Below are 21773 nucleotides of genomic sequence, written 5' to 3'. Positions count from 1 at the left end.
ACGAAGTCCGTCTGCGGGCGACCCCAGCGGCGTGTGCCGATTACACCACGACTATCCGATACTATTATTTGGGTAGCTCTCGGGTGTCCTCTTATGGCAGGTAATGACAGCCAGGTCTCACGGCGCAGTTTCCTGAAGGCCGCCGGTACCGCGACCGTCGCCGCGACCGCGACGAGTTCCGTTGCCGGCTGTCTCGGTGGCGGCGGCGGTGGCGGCGGCACGCTCCGGTACGGCCGGGGTTCGCACTCCTCGACGCTCGACCCGCAGAATACCACCAGCGGCGAGGTCGCGAAGGTGACCAACCAGGCCTACGAGGGGCTCATCGGCTTCCAGCCCGGCGAAGCCGCGCTCACCGAAGCGCTCGCGACCGACTGGACGATGGACGGCTCGAACGTCACCCTCCAGCTCCGCGAGGACGTGACGTTCCACGACGGCTCCGACTTCACGGCCGACGACTTCATCGCGACGTACCGCCGGTTCGTCGACGACGACTACGAGTACCACTTCGAGGACGCGTCCGCGTACGGGCCGTTCACGCTCGGTAACTGGATCGACAGCGTCTCCAAGGACGGCGACTACACGCTGAACATCACGCTCACGCAGACGTACGCGCCGTTCCTCCGGAACCTCGCAATGTTCTGCGCGGTCGTCATCTCCCAGGACGCCATCGAGGGCGACGTCAACCTCGACGAGGAGATGGTCGGCACCGGGCCGTTCGAGCTCTCCGAGCTCGACGACGCCAACAACCGCATCCAACTCACCGCCTACGACGACTACTGGGGCGACGCCCCGAACGTCAACGAAGTGCTGTTCCTCACGCGCGGCCAAAACTCCACGCGCGCACAGGCTCTCGTCGAGGAGGAGATGGAGATTATCGACGGCCTCGACCCCGACACCATCGAGACCGTCGAGGGCTCCGACACCGCCTCCGTGGAGACGGAGCAGGGCATCAACATCGGCTACATGGGCTTCAACATGTCCCGCGTGGAGGCGTTCCGCGACCGGCGCGTCCGCCGCGCAATCAGCTACGCCATCGACACGCAGTCCATCGTCGAGAACATCTACTCGGGCATCGCGACGCAGGCTGACCAGCCGATTCCGCCCGCGCTGTTCGGCCACAGCGACGACCTCAGCCCGTACCCCCACGACCCCGAGCAGGCGCAGTCGCTGCTCGAGGAAGCCGGCTACGGCGACGGCTTCTCCTTCGAGCTGACGACGTTCCAGAACCCGCGCGGCTACAACCCCGCGCCGCTCCCGACCGCCGAGACCATCCGGTCGAACCTCGACGAGGTCGGCATCGACGTCACCATCGACGACCGCCAGTTCTCGGACTACCTCACGTACACCGCCGAGGGCCGCCACGACGCGGCGCTCGCCGGCTGGTACACGGACAACGCTGACCCCGACAACTTCTGTTACGTCCTCCTCCACCCCCAGTGCGAGGTCCCCCAGGGCCAGGACTGGGTGTCGTGGGACACCGAGGGCTACAACACGTCCAACATCACGGCGTGGGCGAACCAGGACTACATGAACCACGTCGAGGAAGCACAGACGACGACGACCCAGAGCGAACGCGCGGACCTGTACAACGAGGCGGTCCAGATTGCCCACGACGAAGCGCCGTGGGTGTACATCGACTACGCCGAGGAGGTGCGCGGCGTCGGCAACGGCGTGAGCAACTACACCATCTCGGCCATCGGTGGCCCGCACCTCGACCTCGTCGAACTAGAATAACGGCCCCACGACGGGACCTTTTTAATTCTCGCACTCCCCCCTTCGCGTAATGGTCTCAAAGCGGTTCGTCGCAAAACGGTTGCTGCTCCTCGTCCCCGTGCTGTTCGGGGTGGCGACCGTCGTGTTCGCGATCCTCCACCTCTCGCCGGGCGACCCGGCGGTCGCAATCGCCGGCCAGCGCGCGAGTCAGGCGTTCGTCGAGCAGGTCCGTACGGACCTCGGGCTGAACGACCCGCTCTGGCAGCAGTACCTCCGGTTCCTCGGCGACGTCGCCACCTTCGACTTCGGCCAGTCCTACCAGATTCAGCGCGGCACGCCGGTCAGCCAGATTCTCGCCGACCGCCTCCCCATCACCATCGAGCTCGCGGTGCTCGGCCAGCTCGCGGGCCTGCTGTTCGGGCTGCCGCTGGGCATCCTGAGCGCGGTCAAACAGGACACGCTCACCGACCACCTCACGCGCATCGGCGCGCTCAGCGGCATCAGCATCCCCATCTATTGGAGCGGCCCGCTGCTCATCCTGCTGTTCGCGCAGTTCCTCGGCATCCTACCGACGAGCGGCCGCATCGGCTCCGCGCACTTCATCGACGCCGTCACCGGCTTCATCCTCGTGGACACCCTCCTCGCGGGCGACCTCCCCGCGTTCCGGTCGGCGTTCCGCCACCTCCTGTTGCCCATCGTCGTGCTGGGCATCTACCAGATGGCCCTCATCTCGCGGATGATGCGCTCGTCGATGATCGAGGTCATCCGCCAGGACTACATGCGGACTGCCCGCGCGAAGGGCCAGGGCGAGAAGATTACGACGATGAAACACGGCCTCCGCAACGCCTTCATCCCCGTCATCACCATCATCGGCATCCAGTTCGGGGCGCTGCTCGGCGGTGCCGTGCTTACCGAGACCGTCTTCGAAATCAACGGCATCGGCACGCTGCTGGTCAGCGCCATCAACCAGAGTGACTACCCGGTCGTGCAAGCCACCGTGCTCGTGTTCGCGGTGATGTACACGCTGGTGAACCTCCTCGTCGACGTGACGTACTCCGTCCTCGACCCCCGCATCGAACAATGAGCACCGAAACCCAAACTCCCGACGTCGAGCGTGGCATCGTCGAGCGGCTCCGCGCGAGCCCGTTCCTCTCCGAACTGTTGTCGAACCGACTGGCCGTCCTCGGCCTCACGCTCATCGGCGGCGTGTTCGCGGTCGCCATCTACGCCCGGTTCGCCTACGACCTCGGCGCGATTACGTCGACGCAGTTCGGTACGAACCCAACCGAGGCCGCGCCGAGCGCGCAGTACTGGTTCGGCACCGACGGCCAGGCCCGCGACATCTTCCCGCGCGTGCTGTACGGCGCGTGGTACGCGATGCTGTACGGCACCGTCACGGTCGCCGCCTCCACCGTGCTCGGCGTCGGCCTCGGCATCATCGCGGCGTACTACGGCGACCTCACGGACAACGTCATCATGCGCACGATGGACGTGCTGTTGTCGTTCCCGTCGCTACTGCTCGCGCTCGCGCTCGTCACCATCTTCCCGGACGACCTCGGCCTGTGGCGCGCGGTCGCGGCGCTGACGCTCGTGTACACGCCGCGGTTCGCCCGCGTCGTCCGCGGCGCCGCGCTGAAAGTTCTGGAGGACGAGTACATCGAGGCGACGCGCGCACTCGGTGCGACCGACCCCCGGCTGCTGGTTCGCCACGTGCTCCCGAACTGCCTGGCCCCCATCACCGTCCAGTCGACGCTGAACTTCGGGCTCGCAATCATCGACATCGCCGCGCTGTCCTTCCTCGGGTTCGGTGCCAGCCCCGGCGAACCGACGTGGGGGATGATGCTCTCGAACGGCGTCGAGTACGGCCTCTTCTCGGGGGCGTGGTGGTGGTCGTTCTTCCCCGGCCTGCTGCTCGCGCTGACCGTCCTCGGGTTCAACCTCCTCGGGGACGGCATGCGCGACGCGCTCGACCCGCGGATGCGGGAAGCGATTGACTGATTCTCCCCCCAGCCTGCGCGACCTCGTCGTTCGCGCGGGCCGCTGGACCCTCCGCGGCGCCGCAGTCGGCGTCGCCCTCTCGCTGGCGCTACTCGTCGTCACGTCCCCGAAGGGCGCGACCGACACGGCGTTCGCGCTCGGCGCGCTCGTCCTCGGGTTCGGCGTGTTCGCGTGGGCGACCGCCGTCGGCCTCGGCGAGACGCTCCGCGGCGTCCAGGAGTACGTCGACGTCGGCTCCGCGTGGACCGAGGCTGGCGCGCGCGAGGCCTTCTTCGTGCTCACGTGGACGGGCGCGGGTTGGGCGTTCGCCGCCGCAGTCACGGCCGTCGCGCTCGGCGTCTAGTCCGGGCTAATCTGCGTGCCGGCGTCGCCCGCGACCGCCGCAGCAATATCCCCCGTTCCCGCGACGACCGCGCGCTCGCCGCCCGCGTCGAGAAACCGCAGACACGCCCGCACTTTCGGCTGCATGCTCCCCTCGCCGAACTCGCCGCTGGCGAGGTGTTCACGCATCTCCGCGGCGGTCGCATCCTCGATGGAGGTCTGCTCGGCCGTCCCGAAGTCCGTGTAGACGCAGGGGACGTCCGTCGCCATCACCAGCACCTCCGAGTCGACGCGCTCGGCGACGAGGCGCGTCGTGTGGTCCTTGTCGACGACCGCCGCCACTCCCTCGATTCCTTCCTCCCCGACGGTGACCGGGACGCCGCCACCGCCGCCGCAGACGACGGGCGCGCCGTCCGCGACCAGACTCTCGACGCGCTCGCCCTCCAAAATCCGCGTGGGTTCGGGTGAGGGGACGACCCGCCGGTACGCCGTCTCGCCCTCGGGCGTCGTCACTTCCGTCGTCTCGAAGTCGCGCTCGCGGGCCTGCTCGGCGCTCAGGTACGGGCCGACCGGCTTCGACGGTTCGTCGAACGCCGAATCCTCGGGGTCAACCGCTACTTGGGTGACGACCGACGCGACGCTGGCGTTAATGCGCTCGTCGATGGCCTGCTGGAGGAGGTAGCCGATTTGTGCCTGCGTCTCCGCGACGAGCACGTCGAGGGGGCGCTCGGGCACGTTCGACTCCTCCTGCTGGCGGAGCAGCGCGCCGACCTGCGGGCCGTTCCCGTGCGTCGACACGAGGTCGTGGCCCTCCTCGTGGAGTACCTGAAGTTCGTCGGCGGTCTCCTCGATTCGCTCGCGCTGGGCGGCTATCGTGGCTTCGCCGCTCGGCGCGAGCGCGTTCCCGCCGAGCGCGACGACCGTTCGCATACATGAGCGGTCGCCGTCGCCGCACTAAGCCCTGCCGGCAATCTCTCAGGCGCGGACGTTCTCGCCGTCGTGCTCGTCGAACTCCTCGCCGTCCCAGACGACCGTCCCGCGCACCATCGTCAACTCAGGGAACACGCCCGCCATCCCCTCGAACGGCGTCCACCCGCACTTCGAGTGGAGGTCGTCGCCGCGAATTTCGCGGGACGCGTCGGGGTCGACGAGCACGAGGTCGGCGTCCCGGCCGGCTTCGATGCGTCCCTTGTCGGACAGGTCGAAGATATCCGCGGGATTCGCGGCGGTGACGTCCCGCACGCGCTCGTAGCTCAGCCTCCCCTCGCTGGCAGCCTGGAGCAGCAGCGGCAGCGCGGTCTCGACACCCGGCACGCCGGAGGGCGCGTCCCAGATGCTCGCGTCCTTCTCCTCGCGCGTGTGGGGCGCGTGGTCGGTCGCGACGATATCGACTTCGCCGTCCTCGAGTCGCTCGAACAGCGCCTCGCGGCGCTCCTCGCTGCGCAGCGGCGGGTTCATCCGCCCGAACGTCCCCAACTCGTCGAGGTCCTCGCGCGAGAGGAACAGGTGGTGGGGCGTCACCTCGCAGGTCGCGCCGCCCGCCCGCGCCGCGTCCACGCCCTCGGGTGTCGACGTGTGCGCGACGTGAATCGTCGCGCCGACGTTCCCACCGACGCCGACGGCGCGCTCCACGGCCGCCTCCTCGGCTTCGGCCGTCCGGTACGCGCTCCACGCGTCCGCGTCGTCACGCTCCTTCGCCTCCTCGGAGAATAGGTCGGCGTCCTCGGCGTGCACGGTAACGACCACGTCCTCCTCGGCCGCGCGCCGGCACGCGTCCGCGAACAGGTCCGCGTCGATGCCCATGTCCCCGGTCGAATCAGCGAGGAACACCTCCCCGAGCGCGAACAGCGGCCGGTCGAACAGCGTTTCGGGGTCCCAGTCTTCGGTGACGCCGCCGTTGATACCCCAGTCCACGAGCGAGTCGACCGCGTACTCGGCCTTCTCGTCGAACGCCGCGCCCGTCACCGTCGGCGGCTCCGTGTTCGGCTGGTCGACGACGGTAGTGACCCCGCCCGCCGCCGCGCTCCGCGACCCCGTCGCCCACGTCTCCTTGTGCCCGTACCCGGGCTGGCGGAAGTGCACGTGCGCGTCTATCATCCCCGGCAGCAGGCGCTTCCCCGTCGCGTCGACGAGCGTCTCCCCGTCGAGGTCCTCGCCCACCGCGTCGATGCGCCCATCCGCGATTCGGACGTCGCGCTCCCGCCCGTCCGCCAGCGTTGCGTTCCGGATTACTCGCATACGTGGTCGTCTTCAGGCACCGGCCTAAGTACTGCGGAGACGTACTCACCGCTCGTTACTCGGTGCCGCCTCCTAGAAAGCCCTCGTCGCGCTCGCGGACCGCACACGGCCTCCGGCCGCGAGCGCGCCTCGCCCTTTCAATCCGCCAGGGGCCGGCTGTGTAATCGCTGGTACTGTGGTTGGAAAGCCCCTAGAGCCGTTCCACGTCGACCTCTTCATCGCCGACGAGCGCACGCTCCAGTTCGTCCCTGACGCGTTCGGTGTCGCCGCCAGCAGTCGCGACGCTCCCCACCGATTTCGGGTCGAACGGGACCCCGAGTTTCGGGTAGGCGTCTGCGAGTACGTCGGCAATCTCGTCGCGGCCGTCGACGACGAGCACGCCCGACGTGAGCGCGGCGTCCTTCGTCACGCGCTGGGCGATGCCCGCGAGTTTACCGTCCGCGGAGACGGAGTGGTCGCCCGGGCAGAACGAGTCTGGAGGTTCGCCCTCGTTGGCGGCCACGCCGACTGCAGCGAGCGCGTCGACGACGTCCGCGACCATCGCGTCGTAGCGCTCCTGGAGGCCCGTGCGGACGCCCTCGACCGGCGTGACTCTGGCGAACGCGAGCGTCGTCTCCGTGTACGCGACCGCGCGCCCGCCGACGCTGCGCTCGACTGGCGGGAAGCCGTGCTCTCGAGCGGCCTCGCGGGCGGCCTCGTAGCCGTCGCTGTTGGCGTCTCGGCGGCCGAACGCGAGTTGGCGACCCGGAGCCCACACGCGGACCGCCGGCTCGCCGGTCTCCCCGACGGAATCGAGGAGCCGCCGGGTCGCCGCGCGGTCGGCGTCCGGGCTGTCGGTTTGCTCGCGGAGCACGCGCATACCGGTCCCTTCGACCGACGGCGGTAAATCCTCACGGTCCGATTCGCGGGTATGGTCACGCTGGACGGCGACGTGCTCGCGCGCTACCCGCGAGCGTCCCTCTACAACTCGCCGTACCCCGCCCACGACGCCGGCTGTGCGGTCGACTTGTACCCCCGGACCGCTCGCGCCCCCAGTCCGGTCGCGGGCGAAGTCGTGGAGACCCGCACCGTCCGCTGTCCGTCGAAGCCGTACGCCGCCGACCACGATCACCTCATCGTCGTCGATACGGGCGACTACCTCGCGCGCATCCTCCACGTCGCGCCCGCCGTCGAAGCCGGCGATGCCGTCGCGCTCGGCGACGACCTCGGGCGGATGGTGCGCTCGGGCTTCTTCGCGCCGTGGGTCGACAACCACGTCCACCTCGGGTTCCGCGAGCGCGACGGCGACGCCGTGCGAGCGTCCGGGTCGCTCCCGCTCGACCTCGACGCGCACGTCGAGCCAGTCCCCTGGGACGGCACTGGCGAGGTCGTAGAAACCGGGGAGACGTACGCGCTCCTCGACGCGCCCGAACACCCTGAACCGGGCAAGCGGTTCGCGGGTATCGCCACCGACGACGGCCGTGTGCTCGACGGCGGCTTCCCGCACTACGAGGGCGGCGGCGTTTTCGGACGCGGCAGCGCGGACGACGACCCGGTTTCGTTCCTCGGGACGCACGTCGGCGACGTCGCGGACGGCCGCACCGTCGCGTGGCGGGACGTCACCGTGACGGCGAACGGCGAGCCGATTCGCGGGCTTTCGCTGTGGCTCGGCACCGATCGGCTCGGCGTCAAACTCGTCGCACCCGGCCACGACCTCGCGGTCGGAGATAGCGTCTCGGTCGACATTACGTAGCGGTCACCTGGGACCGCGTCCCGCCCACGCTCTTAATAGCGCCCCGTCTGTACTCCGGTGCATGGACGTCGACGACCACGTACGAATCACCGAGCGACTCATCCAGGCGGTCGAAATCGTCGCCGCGTACGTGCTCGTCTTGCTGTTCGCTGTCGGCGTCTTCGACCTCGGATTGAACATCTTCCAGTTGGTCCGCACGGGCGCCATCACGCAGACCAGCGAGGTCATCGCGCTCATCGACACCGTCCTCCTCCTCTTCATCATCGTGGAAATCTACCAGACGGTCGTCGCGTACACCCGCGAGGAGAGCGTCGTCCGCATCGTCATCATCACCGGCATCATCGCGGTCACGCGTCGCGTCATCAGTTTCCACCCCGATGACCACGCCGCGATGGAAGCGCTGCTGACGTCCGCCGGATTCGCCGTCCTGCTCGCCGTGCTCGTCGGCGCGCTCTACATCGTTCGGAAGACGCCCACCGAGTCCGGCAGTCTCCACTGACGGCTCCGACTACTGGAACGCGACCTCGTCGCGGTCGAGGACTTCGCCGAACAGCCAGTCGGCGTGGTCGAGCGCGTACTCGCGGTGCTCTTCTTCGATGTAGCCGATGGCGTCCTCGACGAGCACCGGCCGGTAGTCCCGCAGGCCCGCGCTCCCCGCGGTGTGGAGCACGCAGACGTTCGCCAGCGTCCCGCAGACCAGCACGTCGTCGATACCGTAGGTGTCGAGGTGCCCTTCGAGGCCGGTCTGGTAGAACGCGTCGTAGGTGTGTTTCTCCACGACGTAGTCCTCGTTGCGCACGTCGAGGCGGTCGTGGAACTGGGCGTCCCATGTCCCCTCGACGACGTGCTCGCCCCAGCGCTCGAACTCGTCGTAGTAGTGGTTGCCCTCGAACTGCTCGGGCGGGTGGACGTCCCGCGTGTAGACGACGCTCGCGCCCGCCTCGCGCGCCCGGGAGACGAGCGAGGTGACGGGGTCGACGACTTCCTCGCTGGCGGGCGCGTACAGGCTCCCCTCGGGGTGGCAGAAGCCGTTCTGGACGTCCACGACGACGACCGCGGTGCTGTCGGGGTCGAACTCCATGCGCGAGTGCTCGCCGGCGAGCCACTAAGCCGTTGGGCCGGCCCTCGGGCGGTGTGGCTGTGCGTAGCGTTTTACCCCGTCGAGACCGAACCGCGTGTAATGACACGCCGTATTCTGGCCGTGGCGTTCGTCGCGCTGGTCGTCCTCGCCGGCTGTCAGTCCCCCGCCGGGACCGGCGGTGGGGCCGTCGAGACCACGACCGCGCCCGCGACGAGCGACTTCGACTACGCCGACCCCGCCGGCGACGCGCTCGGCTGGGAGGGCGGCTACTGGCACAACGAGTCCCTCCCCGTGACCGTCGACGACGGCCTCAACGAGACCGAACGCGACCAAGTCGTCAACCGGTCGATGGCGCGGGTCGAACAGCTCCGCGGCATCGAATTCCAGAAGCCGGTGCCCGTCGACGTCATCTCGCGGTCGACGTACCGCGACGAGTACACCGGCACCGGAAACTCCAGCGACGCGATGGCGACGTTCGACAACGTAAAATTCGAGGCGCTGTTCCTCGTCGGCGAGCGAAACGACTCGCTGTCCGTCCAGAACGAAAACCGCGGGTCGAACGTGCTCGGGTTCTACACGCCCCGCGACGACCGAATCGTCGTCATCTCCGAGTCCGAGACGCCGACCATCGACGAGAACACACTCGGCCACGAGCTGATGCACGCCCTCCAATTCCGGAACTTCCAGGCGAACTTCTCCTCGCCCACCCGGGACAAGGCCAACGCCCACAACGGCCTCATCGAGGGCGAAGCGAGCTTCCTCGACAGCCAGTACAGCGAGCGCTGCGGTGCCGAGTGGGAGTGCGCCACGCCCGAAGCCGCGGGCGGTGGTGGCGGGGGCGGCGGGAGCATCCACCTCGGCGTCTACATGATGAAGTACTTCCCGTACAGCGCGGGGTCGGCGTTCGTCGAGCACGTCCACAGTGACGGCGGCTGGGACGCGGTCGCGGGCGTCTACGACCAGCCGCCGGCGTCCTCCGAGCAGGTCGCCCAGCCCGAGAAGTACGGCAGCGACCAGCCCCGGGACGTCTCGCTCCCCGACCGCTCTACTGACTCCTGGGAGCGCGTCACGCCCGGCGGCCGCGCGCCCTACGGCGAAGTCGGCGTCGGCGGGCTCACCGCGATGTTCGGCTACCCCGCCTACGAGCAGGACCGCCACCCGCAGGACGCCGTGTTGAACCCGCTGAACTATGGCGCGAACGGCAACATCGACCAGGACTCGCCGTTCGACTACGCCACCCAGCCCGTCGCTGGCTGGGACGGCGAAAAACTCTGGGTGTACGAGAACGGCAACGAGACCGCCTACACGTGGCGGCTCGCGTTCGACTCCAACGGCGACGCCCGCGAGTTCGCGCGGACGTACCGCCACCTCCTCCAGTACTGGGGGGCCGAACAGCGCTCGAACGGCGTCTGGCGCATCCCCGAGAACGAGAGCGAGTTCGCCGACGCGTTCCGCGTCACTCGCTCCGGGAACGAGGTCACCATCGTGAACGCGCCCACTCCCGGCGACCTCGGCGACGTCCACTCGCAGTAGGGAGGCGAGGCTTTTTCGCTCGGGCGGGTCTACCCCGAGGCATGCAGGCTACTCGCCGGGTGGTCGCGTGACCTTCGACGTCGTGCCGCCGGAGGCCATCGAGAGCGGCCGCGCGACCGACGCGTACTTCGAGCGCACCGAGACGACGCTGGACTTCGCCGGGAAGAACCCTCGCGTGGTCGCGGAGGTGACTGCCGACCAGTTCCCGACCGGGGAGTTCGAACTGCTCGCGGGCGTCAAGGACGCCGCCCACCTCCTCGAAGGCCTCCCCGTCGACGTGGACGCGATCTCCGAGGGGACGCTGTTCGACGGCGGCCCCGTCCTCCGCATCGAGGGCAACTACCGCGACTTCGCGCGCTACGAGACGTCGCTTTTGGGCTTCCTCTCGCACGCCTCGGGCGTCGCGACCGCCGCCCTCGAAGCGCGGCGCGCCGCGCCCGACTCCCAAGTCCTGAGCTTCGGCGCGCGCCACGTCCACCCCTCGATTGCGGCGATGGTCGAACGCTCCGCGCTCGTCGGCGGCCTCGACGGCTTCTCTCACCTCGCCGCCGGCGACGTCATCGGGCGCGAAGCCGGCGGGACGATGCCCCACGCGCTCCTCATCTGCTTCGGGCGCGGCAACCAGGAGGCGGCGTGGCGCGCGTTCGACGACGCCGTCGACGAGTCGGTTCCGCGGGTCGCGCTCTGTGACACGTACAGCGACGAGAAAGACGAAGTCCTGCGCGCCATCGACGAACTCGGCGACGACCTCGACAGCGTCCGCCTCGACACCACCGGCTCGCGCCGCGGCGACTTCCGGCACATCGTCCGCGAGATTCGCTGGGAACTGGACGCCCGCGACCGCCGCGACGTCGACATCTTCCTCAGCGGCGGCCTCGGCCCCACACAACTCCGGGATCTCCGGGACGTCGCGGACGGCTTCGGCGTCGGCAGCCACGTCTCGAACGCCGACCCCGTGGACTTCGCGCTCGACATCGTTGAGGTGGACGGCGAACCCGCCGCCAAGCGCGGGAAACTCTCCGGGAAGAAAGACGTCTATCGCACGCGCGACGGCGGCCACCACGTCGGCCTCGCCGCCCGGCCCGGCCCGACGGACGGTACGTCGCTGCTGGACCCGCTGATTCGGGACGGCGACGTCGTCCGGTCGTTCAGCATCGAGAACGCCGCCGACCGAGCGCTCGACGACGCCGAGCGTGTCGGGTTCGGGAACGGAGGGGAGTAACAGTAGCGCGCGCTTCTACGCGGTGAGCTCTTCGACGGGCTCCTCGGCGTCCTCGCCGGTCTCCCGGAACACCTGCCCCTCGAAGAGAGTGACCATCACGTCGTCGTCCTCCCACGCGCCGTTCGGGAGGCCCGCCTTCCGGCACGTCCGGTCGAGGTACTCGAAGACGCTCCAGTCGTTCTCGACGGGCAGCGTCGGGTACATCCAGCCGTGCTTGCCGTCGCCGTCGATGGCGACGCCGTGCACGCCGAGCTCGATGTCCTCGACGGGGTCGTCCGTGAGAACGAGGTTCGAGACGGTGCAGACGGAGACGCGGAGGTTCGGTAGCTCCGCGGCCTCGACTTCGGAGCCACACGACGCCTCCGAGGCTGCCTTGATGGACGCCTCGACGATGGCGTGCCCGAGCTGTTGGTCGCGGCTCCCGAGGTCGCGGGCGGACTCCTGCGCGCCCGCACAGCCCCGGAGCCGGCCGCGGCCGTGGGTCGACTCCAATCGCACGAACGCGCTCGTTCGGTTGTAGAAGGCGTCCCGCATGCTGCCGGGCTGCTCGCGCTGGCCGTTCCGGACGAACGCCTCGACGGATTCGCGTGCTAGTTCAACCGTCCGAGCGCCGTCCTCGAAGGAAAGTACTACTGACTGGGCCTCGGCCATACGAGTCTATTTATGGCAAGGATTAACTTGAACTCTTCCCCTCACGGGCGAGAACCGTGAAGGATTTTTCCTCGGCTGCGTAGGACGGCCGAATCGCGGAACGTGAGTCGGATTCGCGCGCACTGATTGGTTCGTTGACAATGGTTCTGTATAATTCCGCCGGCCACAAGGTTGAATACTGAACGCGGTTCGTCGCCACGCGCTTCGACGACCCATTCAACCGAACCCCTTAACGCCGCGGCACTCCTAGAACCGGCGAGCAGAGGGAGCCTGGCTCCCGTGCCGAGAGGCATGAGGAAAGTCCCCCCACCCGTTCGGGCAGGCGGCCGGATGCAAATCCGGGACGGGAGACCGTCGGCACTGGAACAGAGACGACACGTCCCTCCCCCACCGATGAGGCGTGCGACCCGACCCGCGAGGGAAGGAAGCTAACCCGCCGAGGGAGGCGTGGCCGACCAACGGGAGGCCACGTTACAGGTGAGCGGCGTCAGCCGCGAACCGCGCGGTTCTACCGCGTCAAACGCGAACGGTATCCCCGTTCGCTGAAGGGAGGGGACCGATGGAACGGCTAATCCCCGCCGGTGCAAGTCCACGCGCGCAAGGTAGCCCGACACGCCCGCAAGGGGCCGTGTGGACGCTCAGCCGAATGCCAGGCCGAACAGAAGGGGGCTTACTCCCCTCGAGCTCGTACCTTTTTGCGGGATCGCTGCGCGACCCCGCAAAAATCTACGCTAAAAAAAGACAGCAACCGCTACCGGGTGTGAAATATCGACCCAGAGCGTCGCTGTCCGACAGCCGGTGTATCTTCCGAACGGTTTTCGGCGCTGAAAACACGGAAAACGACTGCGGAGCGTTACGCGCTCTCGGTGCCGGCAATCGCCGTGAGCGGCGACGCGCCGCCGACGATGGCACCGGCCGTCAGCACCGCTGCCGCGAGCGTCACGAAGTCGTCGCCCGGGTCGAGCCCCGCGAGGCTCGCGCCCGCGTCGACGATGAAGATGGTCACGAAGAAGCTGATTACCGCGAGGACGAGCAGCAGCGCCACCGCGACGACGCTGCCGACGAGTTCGCCGACGGAGTTGAGAAAGGACATTGTGTCTCTCTAAACGTTGACACGCCGACGGCAGATAAGCACGGTGGCCTGCTCACCCGTTCGAATGTTTCGAGGTCCGGGCCGCGTCCTCACGGCTCACTTCGTTCGCCGCTCGGCTGCCCGTGGTTCTCACTCACTTCGTTCGTTCCGAACCACGCTACTCCTCGAACCCGTCTTCCCACCGGAACGTCCCGTCGCGCTGCACCACTTCGCCGTCGACTTCGAGGAACGAATCCTCGCTCACGTCCGTAATCATGTCCACGTGGACCGCGGAGTCGTTGGCCTCGTCCTCGTGGCCCTCGGGGAAGTTCGACTCGTACGCGCGGCCGACCGCGAGGTGGACGGTGTCGCCCATCTTCTCGTCGAAGAGGATGGAGTCCGTGAATTGGTCGATGCCGCGGTTCATCCCGATGCCCAATTCGCCGAGGCGTCGGGACCCCTCGTCGGTGTCCAGAACCTCGCCGACGACCTCCTCGTTCTGGGCGGCACTGTAGTCGACGACCTCGCCGTCCTCGAACGTGAGGTGGACGTCCTGCACGCGCTCGCCGCGAATCGTCATCGGGACGTCGAAGAACACCTCACCCTCGGTGGCGTGGGGCGCGGTGAACACCTCGCCGGAGGGGAGGTTGTGGGAGTCGTACGCGACCGACGCCGCGGAATTCACGGCGGTCCGGTTCTCGATACTCATGGTGAGGTCGGTGTCCTCCTTGACGAGCCGCACCTCGCTGCCCGCGTCCAGAATCTCCTTCATGTTCGCCATCTGGTCAGCGAGTTCCTCCCAGTCGCGGAGGATGGCGTCGTACGCGAAGTCCTGGTACTCCGCGAAGGACATGTTCGCCTGCTGAGCGAGCGACCGCGTCGGGTGGACCGTCGACACCCAGTCCGAGTTCATCCGGGCCTCCCGAATGCCCTGCCGGGCCTTCGACTGCGCGCGCCGCGTCTCCGCGGGGATGTCCGAGCCCTCGCTGGTGTTGCGACCGCCGCCGATGGAGAGAACCACGTCGGCGTTCTGGTAGAGTGCGAGTTCGTACTCGGGGTCCTGGTCGAAGTCGTCACCGTGGGCGAGCGCGTACGCCCGGCCGAGTTCGTTCGACGAGTACGTCGTGACGAGATTCGCGCCGCGCTCGCCGACCTTCTCGGCGACCGCGACCGCGAGCTCGTGGGCGTCCGGGCCGACGCTCAACACGACGTCGTCGCCCTCCTCGACGCGCGCGCTCCAGTCCACCAGCACTTCGGCGTGGTCCTCGATGCGGGGGTCCATACCCTGCTCTCGCGGACGGCGGCGAAAAAGCAGCCGGGTTCCGGACGACGCCGGGGGTTACACCTGTGCTTCGACGAGTTCGGCGACGTCGGCCATCTCCTCGCCGAGCAACACGAGCGCGTCGTCGAGGCTCACCAGCCGGACGACGTCGCCCGCCTCGTCCACGAGTGGAAGCCGGCGGACGCCCTCGTCGCGCATCGTCTCTACGACCTCGAATATCTCCGCCCCTTTCTCGGCCGTGACTGGGTCGGGCGTCATCACCTCGTCCACGGTCGTCTGCTCGGGGTCGATGCCGTTCCGGAGTGCGAGTGCGAGGTCCCGGTCGGTGACGATGCCTGCGAGGTCGGTCGTGTCGCCGGTGACGACGACGCTGCCGACGTCTTCTGCGTGCATCGTCTCCGCGACCTGGTCGAGAAACGCGTCCTCCGGGAGGCGTACGACGTCCTCGATTCGTGGCGCTGTTGGGTCGACCATGCTCGCGAGGTCTCTCGCGCGCCAGTAGAAGGTGGTGGCCGCCCTACTCGTAGACGAGGACGGTGCCGAACGACGTCTCGATGACCGCGACTTCCTCGCCGGACTGGGCGTGGTACTCCGTCTCGACGGTCAGCCAGTCGGCGTCGAGTTCGTACGTCTCGCCGGCGGCGTCGACGGTGACGGTGTCGCCGGAGTGCATCTGCGCCTGAATCTCGGCGGGGTCGGCGGCGTCGACGGCCTGCATCACCGCGCCCGCGTCGCTGCGGAACTCGGGACCGATTTCGGACTCGTCGGCGTCGACCTCGACCGGGACCAGTTCGATGTCCGGGCGCCCCTCAACGAGCTTGATGGGGGCGTTGACGGTCTCGCTGAGGTCGTACGTGTCGAGGCCCGCCTCCTGGCCGGGCTCGAAGTAGAGCTCGACGCGGTCGAGGGGTTCGTTCAGCGGGATGTGGTTCTCGGACTTCCACGCGCGGACCTCGCTGGCGGTCTCGGCGATGTACTCGCCGGCGACTTCCGCGTCCTCGTCGAACATGTCGACCTCGGGCCACGCGGCGTTGTGGACGCTGCCCTCGGTGCCCGGGAGGTGGTTCCAGATTTCCTCGGTGACGTGCGGGCTGAACGGCGACAGCATCCGAACAACTGCGGTAACCGCGGTGTAGAGCGTCTTCTCGGCGGCGGCACGCTCGCCCGGCCGGCCGTTGTACAGCCGTCCCTTGACGAGTTCGACGTAGTCGTCGGCGAGGTCCTCCCACGCGAACTCGCGGAGCGTACGAAGCGCGGTGTCGAACCGGTACGCCTCCATCTCGGCTTCGACCTCGTCGGCGACCCGCGTGAGTTCCGAGAGCAGCCAGCGGTCGGCGTCCCGGTAGGCGGGGTCGCTGATGTCGGGCGTGTCCTCGTCGAAGTGTCCGCCGGAGAACTTCACGATGTTCCAGAGTTTCGTGAGGAAGCGGGAGGCGGACTTGACCTCCTTCCACTGGAACTGGACGTCGCTGCCGGGCTGGCCGCCGAGCGCGAGCGCCTGCCGGACGGCGTCCGCGGAGTACTCCTCGATGGCCTCGTCGGGCGCGACCACATTGCCGCGGGACTTGGACATCTTGTTGCCGTCCGGGCCGAACACCATGCCGTTAACGAGGATGTCGTCCCACGGCGCTTCGTCGGTGAGCGCGCCCGTCCGCAGGAGCGTGTAGAACGCCCACGTGCGGATGATGTCGTGGCCCTGCGGCCGCAGGCCGACGGGTTCGAACTCGTCGAGGTCGATGTCCTCGGGCCACCCGGAGATGTGCAGCGGCGTAATCGAGGAGTCCATCCACGTGTCCATGACGTCGGTCTCGCCGCGCCAGTCGTGGCTGCCACACTCGGGGCACGCGCCGACGGCGGGGTCTTCCTCGTCGGGGTCGACCGGCGTCTCGGCGCGCTCCGCGATGTGCCAGTGGCCACAGTCCGTGCACTCCCAGGCGGGAATCGGCGTCGCGAAGACGCGCTGCCGGGAGATGACCCAGTCCCACTCCATGCCCTCCGCCCAGTCGACGAGGCGGTCGTGCATGTGCTCGGGAATCCACTCGACCTCCTCGGCCTTCTCCAGGACGAGGTCCTGGTCGACCTCCACGAACCACTGCTCCTTGGAGAGAATCTCGATGGGCGTGTCACACCGCCAGCACGCGCCGACGCTCTGCTCGGTGGGCTCGGTGTCGTTCAGGTAGCCCTCGTCGTCGAGCGCGTCCGCGATTTCGCCCTTCGCGTCGTCGATGGACAGCCCCGCGAAGTCGCCGGCCTCCTCGGTGAGGTGGCCGTCCTCGGTGAACACCGACCGGAGGTCGAGGTCGTACTCTGCCCACCAGTCGACGTCCTGCTTGTCCCCGAACGTACAAATCATGACGGCGCCGGTCCCGAAGTCGGGGTCGACGTCGTCGTCCGCGAGCAGTTCGACCTCCTGGCCGAACAGCGGGACCTCGAACGTGTCACCGACGCGGCCCTCGAAGCGCTCGTCGTCGGGGTCGACTGCCATCCCGACGCAGGCCGCCAGCAGTTCCGGGCGCGTGGTCGCGATTTCGATGTCGTCGTTGCCGACGCCCTCGAACGTGACGTAGTACAGCGTGCCCTCGCGGTCGACATTCTCGACTTCGGCGTCCGCGATAGCGGTCTCGCAGCGCGGGCACCAGTTGACGGGGTGCTCGTCGCGGTAGACCATGTCGTCGTCGGCCATCTCGACGAACGACGACTGCGTCTGGCCCCAGTACTCGGGGTCCATCGTGCGGAACTCCGCCGACCAGTCCTGGGAGAAGCCCAATTCGGTCATCGTCTGTTTCATCTCCGAGATGCGGGCTTCGGTGTGCTCGACGCACATCTCGCGGAACTCCTCGCGGGAGACGTCCGTGCGGTGGATGTCGTGGTTCTCCTCGACTTTGACCTCGGTCGGGAGGCCGTGGCAGTCCCAGCCCTGCGGGAAGAGGACGGCGTCGCCCTGCAGGCGGTGGAAGCGCGCGACGAAGTCGATGTACGACCACTGCAGGCCGTGGCCGAGGTGGAGGTTCCCGGTGGGGTACGGCGGCGGCGTGTCGACGACGTACTGGGTGTCCGACTCGGAGGGGTCGAACTCGTAGACGTCGGAGTCCTGCCAGTCGTCTTGCCACTCGGTCTCGATGCGGTCGGGGTCGTAGCTGTCCGGAATGTTCGTCATAGCTGGGTGGGTCGTCGGCCGCGGTCGCGTGTCTGTGTGTCCGGTTCGTGACGAGAAGAGGGCTTACACACGTACTACCGCGAGCTCGACGCGCATACGTCAGCGGAGCGGTGGCGCGGCCATAAAGGTTCCCGTCCCGGGTGGGAGCGTGGCACGACGCCCGCTCCGGCCGGGGCCGCGACGCGCCGACGCCGTTCGTTTAGGCCCGCCGAAAAACCGACGTTCTTTTATTCTTTAGGCGAACCTAAACGAGTATGCGACGACGCACGTTCATCAAGTCCGGTACCGCAGCCACGCTCGCCGGCCTGCTCGCCGGCTGCGCGAGCCCGAACGAAGGAAGCACGAACGACACGACCGAAGCGCCCGCGACCGAGGACGACGCCACGACGTCGGGCGCCGAGGAGACGACCGAAGCCCAGTCCCAGTCGTACAGCGTCACGATGACGCCGGTCGGTGAAGTCGAGTTCGACAGCGTCCCCGAGACCATCGCCGTCTACACGTCCGGCTACGCGGATATGCTCGTCGCGCTCGGCCACGGCGACGCCGTCGCGTCCATCGGACAGAAGGCCCGCTACCACACCGGCGGCTACGAGGAACTCGACGGCGTCAGCGTCGACAAGTCCCAGATGGTCGACCTCGTCGACCAGGGCGTCTCCCGCGAGACGTTGCTCTCCATCGACGCCGACCTCCACCTCATCGACCCCAACTGGCTGACGAACGTCTTCGAGATGAACGACGAGGACGTCCAGTTCCTCGAGGAGCGCGCGGGCCCGTTCCTCGGCAACACCATCTTCCGGCGCACGGACGCGTGGCACGACTACGACTACTACACGATGTACGGCGCCTTCGAGAAGGTCGCCCAAGCGGTCCAAGAGACCGAGCGCTACGAGGCGTTCTCAACGTTCCACGACGACTTCGTCGCGCGCATCGGCGAGGATGTGCCCAGTGAGGGGCCGCGCGCCGCGCTCGTCTGGGGCGGCAGTAACGAGCCCACGTCGTTCTCCCCGTACCACCTCAGCGGCGAGGGCGCGAACAAGAAGTCCTTCCACGACCTGAACGTCCAGGACGCCATCGCCGACTCCGACGTCGAAGCGCTCTCGACGGGGAGCCGCTCGGAAATCGACTACGAGACGCTGCTCGACCTCGACCCCGAGGCGCTGTTCGTGCGCGGCCACGAGGACAAGACCCGCGAGGAGTTCGAGAACACCGTCGTGTCGTTCATGCAGAACCACGAGACGGCGAGCCGCATCACCGCCGTCGAGGAGGGCGCCGTCTACCGCGGCGGCCCCATCTACCTCGGCCCGATTCAGCACCTCTTCCTCACCGAGCGCTTCGCCACGGAGCTCTACCCCGAGCGCTTCGAGGGCGAACTGTTCGACCGCGACGAACTGGCGACGATTACCACGTCGTAGACGGAACGCTTTTGAAGTCTTAGGGCGACCTAAAGGTAAGCGCAGTTCCGGCGGGTGACTCCGCCGGTACCGCCGCGGCCTCCAAACAGCCGCACGGACCAACAGATGACACGACAACGCCGCGTCCGAGACGCACTCCTCCCCGAGGTCGACGCCCAACTCGCCACCATCATCGGCGCGAGCGTCGTCCTGATGGTTATCGCCGGCCTCGTCCAGATACGCTACGGCGCCTACGAGATGCCCTTCGAAATCGCCGTCCGGGCGCTGTTCGACCGCGCCGTCTGGACCAACCCCGAGGTGCTCGCGACGCTCGTCCTCGGCGAGAACGCCGCGCGCTTCCTCGGCGTCTACGCCGACCTCTCGGTGCTCTCAAACGCCACCATCGTCGTCTGGACCGTGCGGCTCCCGCGAGTGCTCGTCGCCGCGTTCGTGGGACTCAACCTCGCCGTCTCCGGCGCCATCTTCCAGGCGATTACGCGCAACGAGCTCGCGAGCCCGTACATCCTCGGCGTCTCCTCCGGGGCCGGCGTCGCGGTCGTCTTCACGCTCGTGTTCTCGCTGGGCGCGTACCTCCTGCCGCTGGCCGCCGTCGCCGGCGGCACCGGCGCGTTCCTGCTCGTGTACGCCGTCGCGTGGCGCGGCGGCACCACCCCTGTCCGCCTGGTGCTGGCGGGCGTCGTCGTCGGCACCATCTTCAACAGCCTCCAGACGGGGATGTTCTACTTCATCGAGAGCAACGGCGTGATGCGCACCGCCGTCGCGTGGCTCGCCGGCTCGCTCGTCGGCGTCGACTGGACCGACGCCCGCACCGTCGCCATCCCGACGCTCGTCGTCGTGCCCGCGGCGCTCGCGAGCGCCCGCCAACTCGACGTCCTCCTGCTCGGCGAGCGCGCGGCGCGCTCACTCGGCATGAGCGTCGAACGCATCCGCTTCCTGCTGTCCACGCTCGCCATCGTCGCCGCGTCCGCCGCAGTCGCGGTCGCGGGCCTCGTCGGCTTCGTCGGGCTCGTCGTCCCCCACGCGGTCCGCACGTTCGTCGGCAGCGACTACCGCCGGCTGATGACCGGCTGCCTGTTCGCCGGCCCCGCGCTCGTCGTCACCGCGGACGTGTTCGCGCGGCTCGCGCTCGGCGGGACGCAGGTCCCGGTCGGCGTCGTCACCGGCCTGCTCGGCGGGCCGTACTTCCTGTTGCTGTTGCGCCGCACGGAGTCGTTCACGGAGTTCTAACCATGCCAGACATCCCACTCGTCTCGACCGGCACCGACTCGACGACCGACCACGTCACCGACGAGGACCCGGTCGACGACGCCGCGCTGCTCGCGTCCGGCATCGAACTCGGCTACGGCGAGGGCATCGTCGTCGACTGCGACGACCTCGTCATCCCCGAGGGCGAAGTGACGGCGCTCGTCGGCCCCAACGGCTCCGGGAAGTCCACGCTGCTGAAGGGGCTGTCAGCGGAGCTGTCCCCCGAGTCCGGCACAGTGCTCCTGAACGGCAGCGACGTCCAAGAGCGCCCCGCGAAGGACCTCGCCTGCGAACTCGGCCTCCTCGACCAGGAGAACGCCGCACCTGGCGGCCTCACGGTCGAAGACCTCGCGTCCCACGGCCGGTATCCTCACCGCGGCTTCCTCGACCCGCTCACCGACGAGGACCGCGACGCCGTCGAGCGCGCCATCGACCTCGCGGGTGTCGACCACCTCCGCGACACCCAGCTCTCGGAGCTCTCCGGCGGCCAGAAGCAGCTCGCGTTCGTCGCGATGACGCTCGCCCAGGACACCGACGTGCTTCTGCTGGACGAACCGACGACGTACCTCGACCTCCACCACCAGCTCCGCGTGATGGAGGTCGTCCGCACGCTCAACGAGGAACGCGACGTCACGGTCTGCGTCGTCCTCCACGACCTCCAGCAGGCCGCGCGCTTCGCGGACTATCTGGTCGCGCTCGACGACGGCGAAGTGTACGACTGGGGCCCGCCCGAGGACGTCGTCACCGAACAGCTGCTCGCGGACGTCTTCGACGTCGACGCCGCCGTCTCCTACGACGACGAACCCCGCATCGTTCCGCGCCGCGCGCTTGACTAGGACTCGACGCGCTCGCGCAACTGCTCGACGTCTCGCTGTAACTCTGCCCGCGAGGGCGCTTCGTTCTCCACGGTCGCGCCGACGGCAACCAGTATCGGCACCGTCAGCGCGAGCGCGGCGCCGAGCACGACCAGCCACGTCGGCACTGCGACGTCCAGCGCCAGCAGGAGGACGGCGTCGTTCACGAGCACGACCGCGAGGACCACCGGGAGCGTGCGCATGTCCGCGTGTCGCCGCGCGGCCGACTGAAACCTTGTGGTCGCCGGACTGTGGCGACCGT

The 21773-nt window shown here is 68.3% G+C and carries 21 protein-coding genes and 1 other RNA gene; 12 read left to right on the top strand and 10 right to left on the bottom strand.

All coding sequences use genetic code 11. The features are described from left to right. Positions 1–93 precede the first annotated feature (93 nt). The 4 genes from LPA44_RS09830 to LPA44_RS09815 are packed head-to-tail and all read left to right on the top strand — an operon-like array spanning position 94 to position 4054. Positions 94–1734 (top strand): ABC transporter substrate-binding protein, encoded by a 1641-nt coding sequence (locus LPA44_RS09830; protein ID WP_230889412.1) that lies wholly within the window; start codon positions 94–96, stop codon positions 1732–1734. 49 nt (positions 1735–1783) lie between these two features. Further along, positions 1784–2797 (top strand): ABC transporter permease, encoded by a 1014-nt coding sequence (locus tag LPA44_RS09825; protein ID WP_230889411.1) that lies wholly within the window; start codon positions 1784–1786, stop codon positions 2795–2797. After that, positions 2794–3711: an ABC transporter permease gene (locus LPA44_RS09820; protein ID WP_230889410.1), complete on the top strand. Its 918-nt coding sequence runs from the start codon at positions 2794–2796 to the stop codon at positions 3709–3711. The genes LPA44_RS09825 and LPA44_RS09820 overlap by 4 nt, the downstream gene beginning before the upstream one ends. Then, positions 3704–4054, top strand: coding sequence for a DUF7268 family protein (locus LPA44_RS09815; RefSeq protein ID WP_230889409.1), 351 nt, complete (start codon positions 3704–3706; stop codon positions 4052–4054). The genes LPA44_RS09820 and LPA44_RS09815 overlap by 8 nt, the downstream gene beginning before the upstream one ends. Here LPA44_RS09815 and LPA44_RS09810 read toward each other — a convergent pair. The 3 genes from LPA44_RS09810 to LPA44_RS09800 all read right to left on the bottom strand — a co-directional run bounded on the left by LPA44_RS09810 (position 4051) and on the right by LPA44_RS09800 (position 7129). Further along, positions 4051–4962 carry an amino acid kinase family protein gene (locus LPA44_RS09810; RefSeq protein ID WP_230889408.1) on the bottom strand — a complete coding sequence of 304 codons (912 nt, stop codon included), beginning with the start codon at positions 4960–4962 and terminating at the stop codon, positions 4051–4053. The two genes, LPA44_RS09815 and LPA44_RS09810, sit on opposite strands and share 4 nt — an antisense overlap. A 45-nt stretch (positions 4963–5007) precedes the next feature. Continuing rightward, complete coding sequence (locus LPA44_RS09805) at positions 5008–6270, bottom strand: dihydroorotase (protein WP_230889407.1); 1263 nt, start codon at positions 6268–6270, stop codon at positions 5008–5010. Positions 6271–6460: 190 nt separating this feature from the next. Further along, entirely contained in the window at positions 6461–7129 is a 669-nt protein-coding gene (locus LPA44_RS09800) for a lipoate--protein ligase family protein (protein ID WP_230889406.1), read from the bottom strand. Between the two features lie 51 nt (positions 7130–7180). On the opposite strand from LPA44_RS09800, the gene LPA44_RS09795 reads away from it, so the two are divergent. Together LPA44_RS09795 and LPA44_RS09790 are read left to right on the top strand one after the other, a co-directional pair. Continuing rightward, positions 7181–8002, top strand: a complete 822-nt coding sequence (locus tag LPA44_RS09795; RefSeq protein WP_230889405.1) for a hypothetical protein — start codon at positions 7181–7183, stop codon at positions 8000–8002. A 61-nt stretch (positions 8003–8063) separates the two neighbouring features. After that, the gene (locus tag LPA44_RS09790) at positions 8064–8501 is read left to right on the top strand and encodes a phosphate-starvation-inducible PsiE family protein (RefSeq protein WP_230889404.1); all 438 of its coding nucleotides are present in this window, start codon (positions 8064–8066) and stop codon (positions 8499–8501) included. A gap of 9 nt (positions 8502–8510) precedes the next feature. Here the strand turns inward: LPA44_RS09790 and LPA44_RS09785 are convergent, their stop codons facing one another. After that, the gene (locus LPA44_RS09785) at positions 8511–9083 is read right to left on the bottom strand and encodes a cysteine hydrolase family protein (protein ID WP_230889403.1); all 573 of its coding nucleotides are present in this window, start codon (positions 9081–9083) and stop codon (positions 8511–8513) included. 99 nt (positions 9084–9182) lie between these two features. On the opposite strand from LPA44_RS09785, the gene LPA44_RS09780 reads away from it, so the two are divergent. Both LPA44_RS09780 and LPA44_RS09775 read left to right on the top strand, forming a co-directional pair. Continuing rightward, positions 9183–10616: an Hvo_1808 family surface protein gene (locus LPA44_RS09780; RefSeq protein ID WP_230889402.1), complete on the top strand. Its 1434-nt coding sequence runs from the start codon at positions 9183–9185 to the stop codon at positions 10614–10616. A 67-nt stretch (positions 10617–10683) separates the two neighbouring features. After that, positions 10684–11838 carry a nicotinate phosphoribosyltransferase gene (locus LPA44_RS09775; protein ID WP_230889401.1) on the top strand — a complete coding sequence of 385 codons (1155 nt, stop codon included), beginning with the start codon at positions 10684–10686 and terminating at the stop codon, positions 11836–11838. A gap of 15 nt (positions 11839–11853) precedes the next feature. Here LPA44_RS09775 and LPA44_RS09770 read toward each other — a convergent pair whose 3' ends face one another. Continuing rightward, on the bottom strand, positions 11854–12489 hold the full coding sequence (locus LPA44_RS09770; RefSeq protein WP_230889400.1) for a TIGR00296 family protein: 636 nt from the start codon (positions 12487–12489) through the stop codon (positions 11854–11856). Positions 12490–12747: 258 nt separating this feature from the next. Here LPA44_RS09770 and rnpB point away from each other — a divergent pair. Continuing rightward, positions 12748–13175, top strand: an RNA gene (gene rnpB, locus LPA44_RS09765) — RNase P RNA component. A gap of 167 nt (positions 13176–13342) precedes the next feature. On the opposite strand, the gene LPA44_RS09760 is transcribed toward rnpB, so the two are convergent. From LPA44_RS09760 to LPA44_RS09745, 4 genes are all read right to left on the bottom strand, one after another. Continuing rightward, positions 13343–13582 carry a hypothetical protein gene (locus LPA44_RS09760; protein ID WP_230889399.1) on the bottom strand — a complete coding sequence of 80 codons (240 nt, stop codon included), beginning with the start codon at positions 13580–13582 and terminating at the stop codon, positions 13343–13345. Positions 13583–13739: 157 nt separating this feature from the next. Further along, the gene (locus LPA44_RS09755; protein ID WP_230889398.1) at positions 13740–14843 is read right to left on the bottom strand and encodes an aminopeptidase; all 1104 of its coding nucleotides are present in this window, start codon (positions 14841–14843) and stop codon (positions 13740–13742) included. A gap of 57 nt (positions 14844–14900) precedes the next feature. Beyond that, entirely contained in the window at positions 14901–15317 is a 417-nt protein-coding gene (locus tag LPA44_RS09750) for a CBS domain-containing protein (protein WP_230889397.1), read from the bottom strand. Positions 15318–15360: 43 nt separating this feature from the next. Then, positions 15361–18000 (bottom strand): valine--tRNA ligase, encoded by a 2640-nt coding sequence (locus tag LPA44_RS09745; RefSeq protein ID WP_230889396.1) that lies wholly within the window; start codon positions 17998–18000, stop codon positions 15361–15363. Positions 18001–18254: 254 nt separating this feature from the next. Here LPA44_RS09745 and LPA44_RS09740 point away from each other — a divergent pair, with 254 nt between their 5' ends. From LPA44_RS09740 to LPA44_RS09730, 3 genes are all read left to right on the top strand, one after another. Beyond that, entirely contained in the window at positions 18255–19412 is a 1158-nt protein-coding gene (locus LPA44_RS09740) for an ABC transporter substrate-binding protein (RefSeq protein WP_230889395.1), read from the top strand. A gap of 105 nt (positions 19413–19517) precedes the next feature. Beyond that, the gene (locus LPA44_RS09735) at positions 19518–20639 is read left to right on the top strand and encodes a FecCD family ABC transporter permease (RefSeq protein WP_230889394.1); all 1122 of its coding nucleotides are present in this window, start codon (positions 19518–19520) and stop codon (positions 20637–20639) included. A 2-nt stretch (positions 20640–20641) separates the two neighbouring features. Continuing rightward, the gene (locus LPA44_RS09730; protein ID WP_230889393.1) at positions 20642–21493 is read left to right on the top strand and encodes an ABC transporter ATP-binding protein; all 852 of its coding nucleotides are present in this window, start codon (positions 20642–20644) and stop codon (positions 21491–21493) included. On the opposite strand, the gene LPA44_RS09725 is transcribed toward LPA44_RS09730, so the two are convergent. Continuing rightward, a complete protein-coding gene (locus tag LPA44_RS09725; RefSeq protein WP_230889392.1) occupies positions 21490–21714 on the bottom strand; it encodes a hypothetical protein in 225 nt (74 codons plus the stop codon). The genes LPA44_RS09730 and LPA44_RS09725 overlap by 4 nt on opposite strands. Positions 21715–21773: the final 59 nt, after the last annotated feature.

This window comes from Halobacterium sp. KA-4 (assembly GCF_021028995.1).
GTDB lineage: Archaea > Halobacteriota > Halobacteria > Halobacteriales > Halobacteriaceae > Halobacterium.
This window is presented reverse-complemented; position numbering and strand designations above follow the sequence as displayed.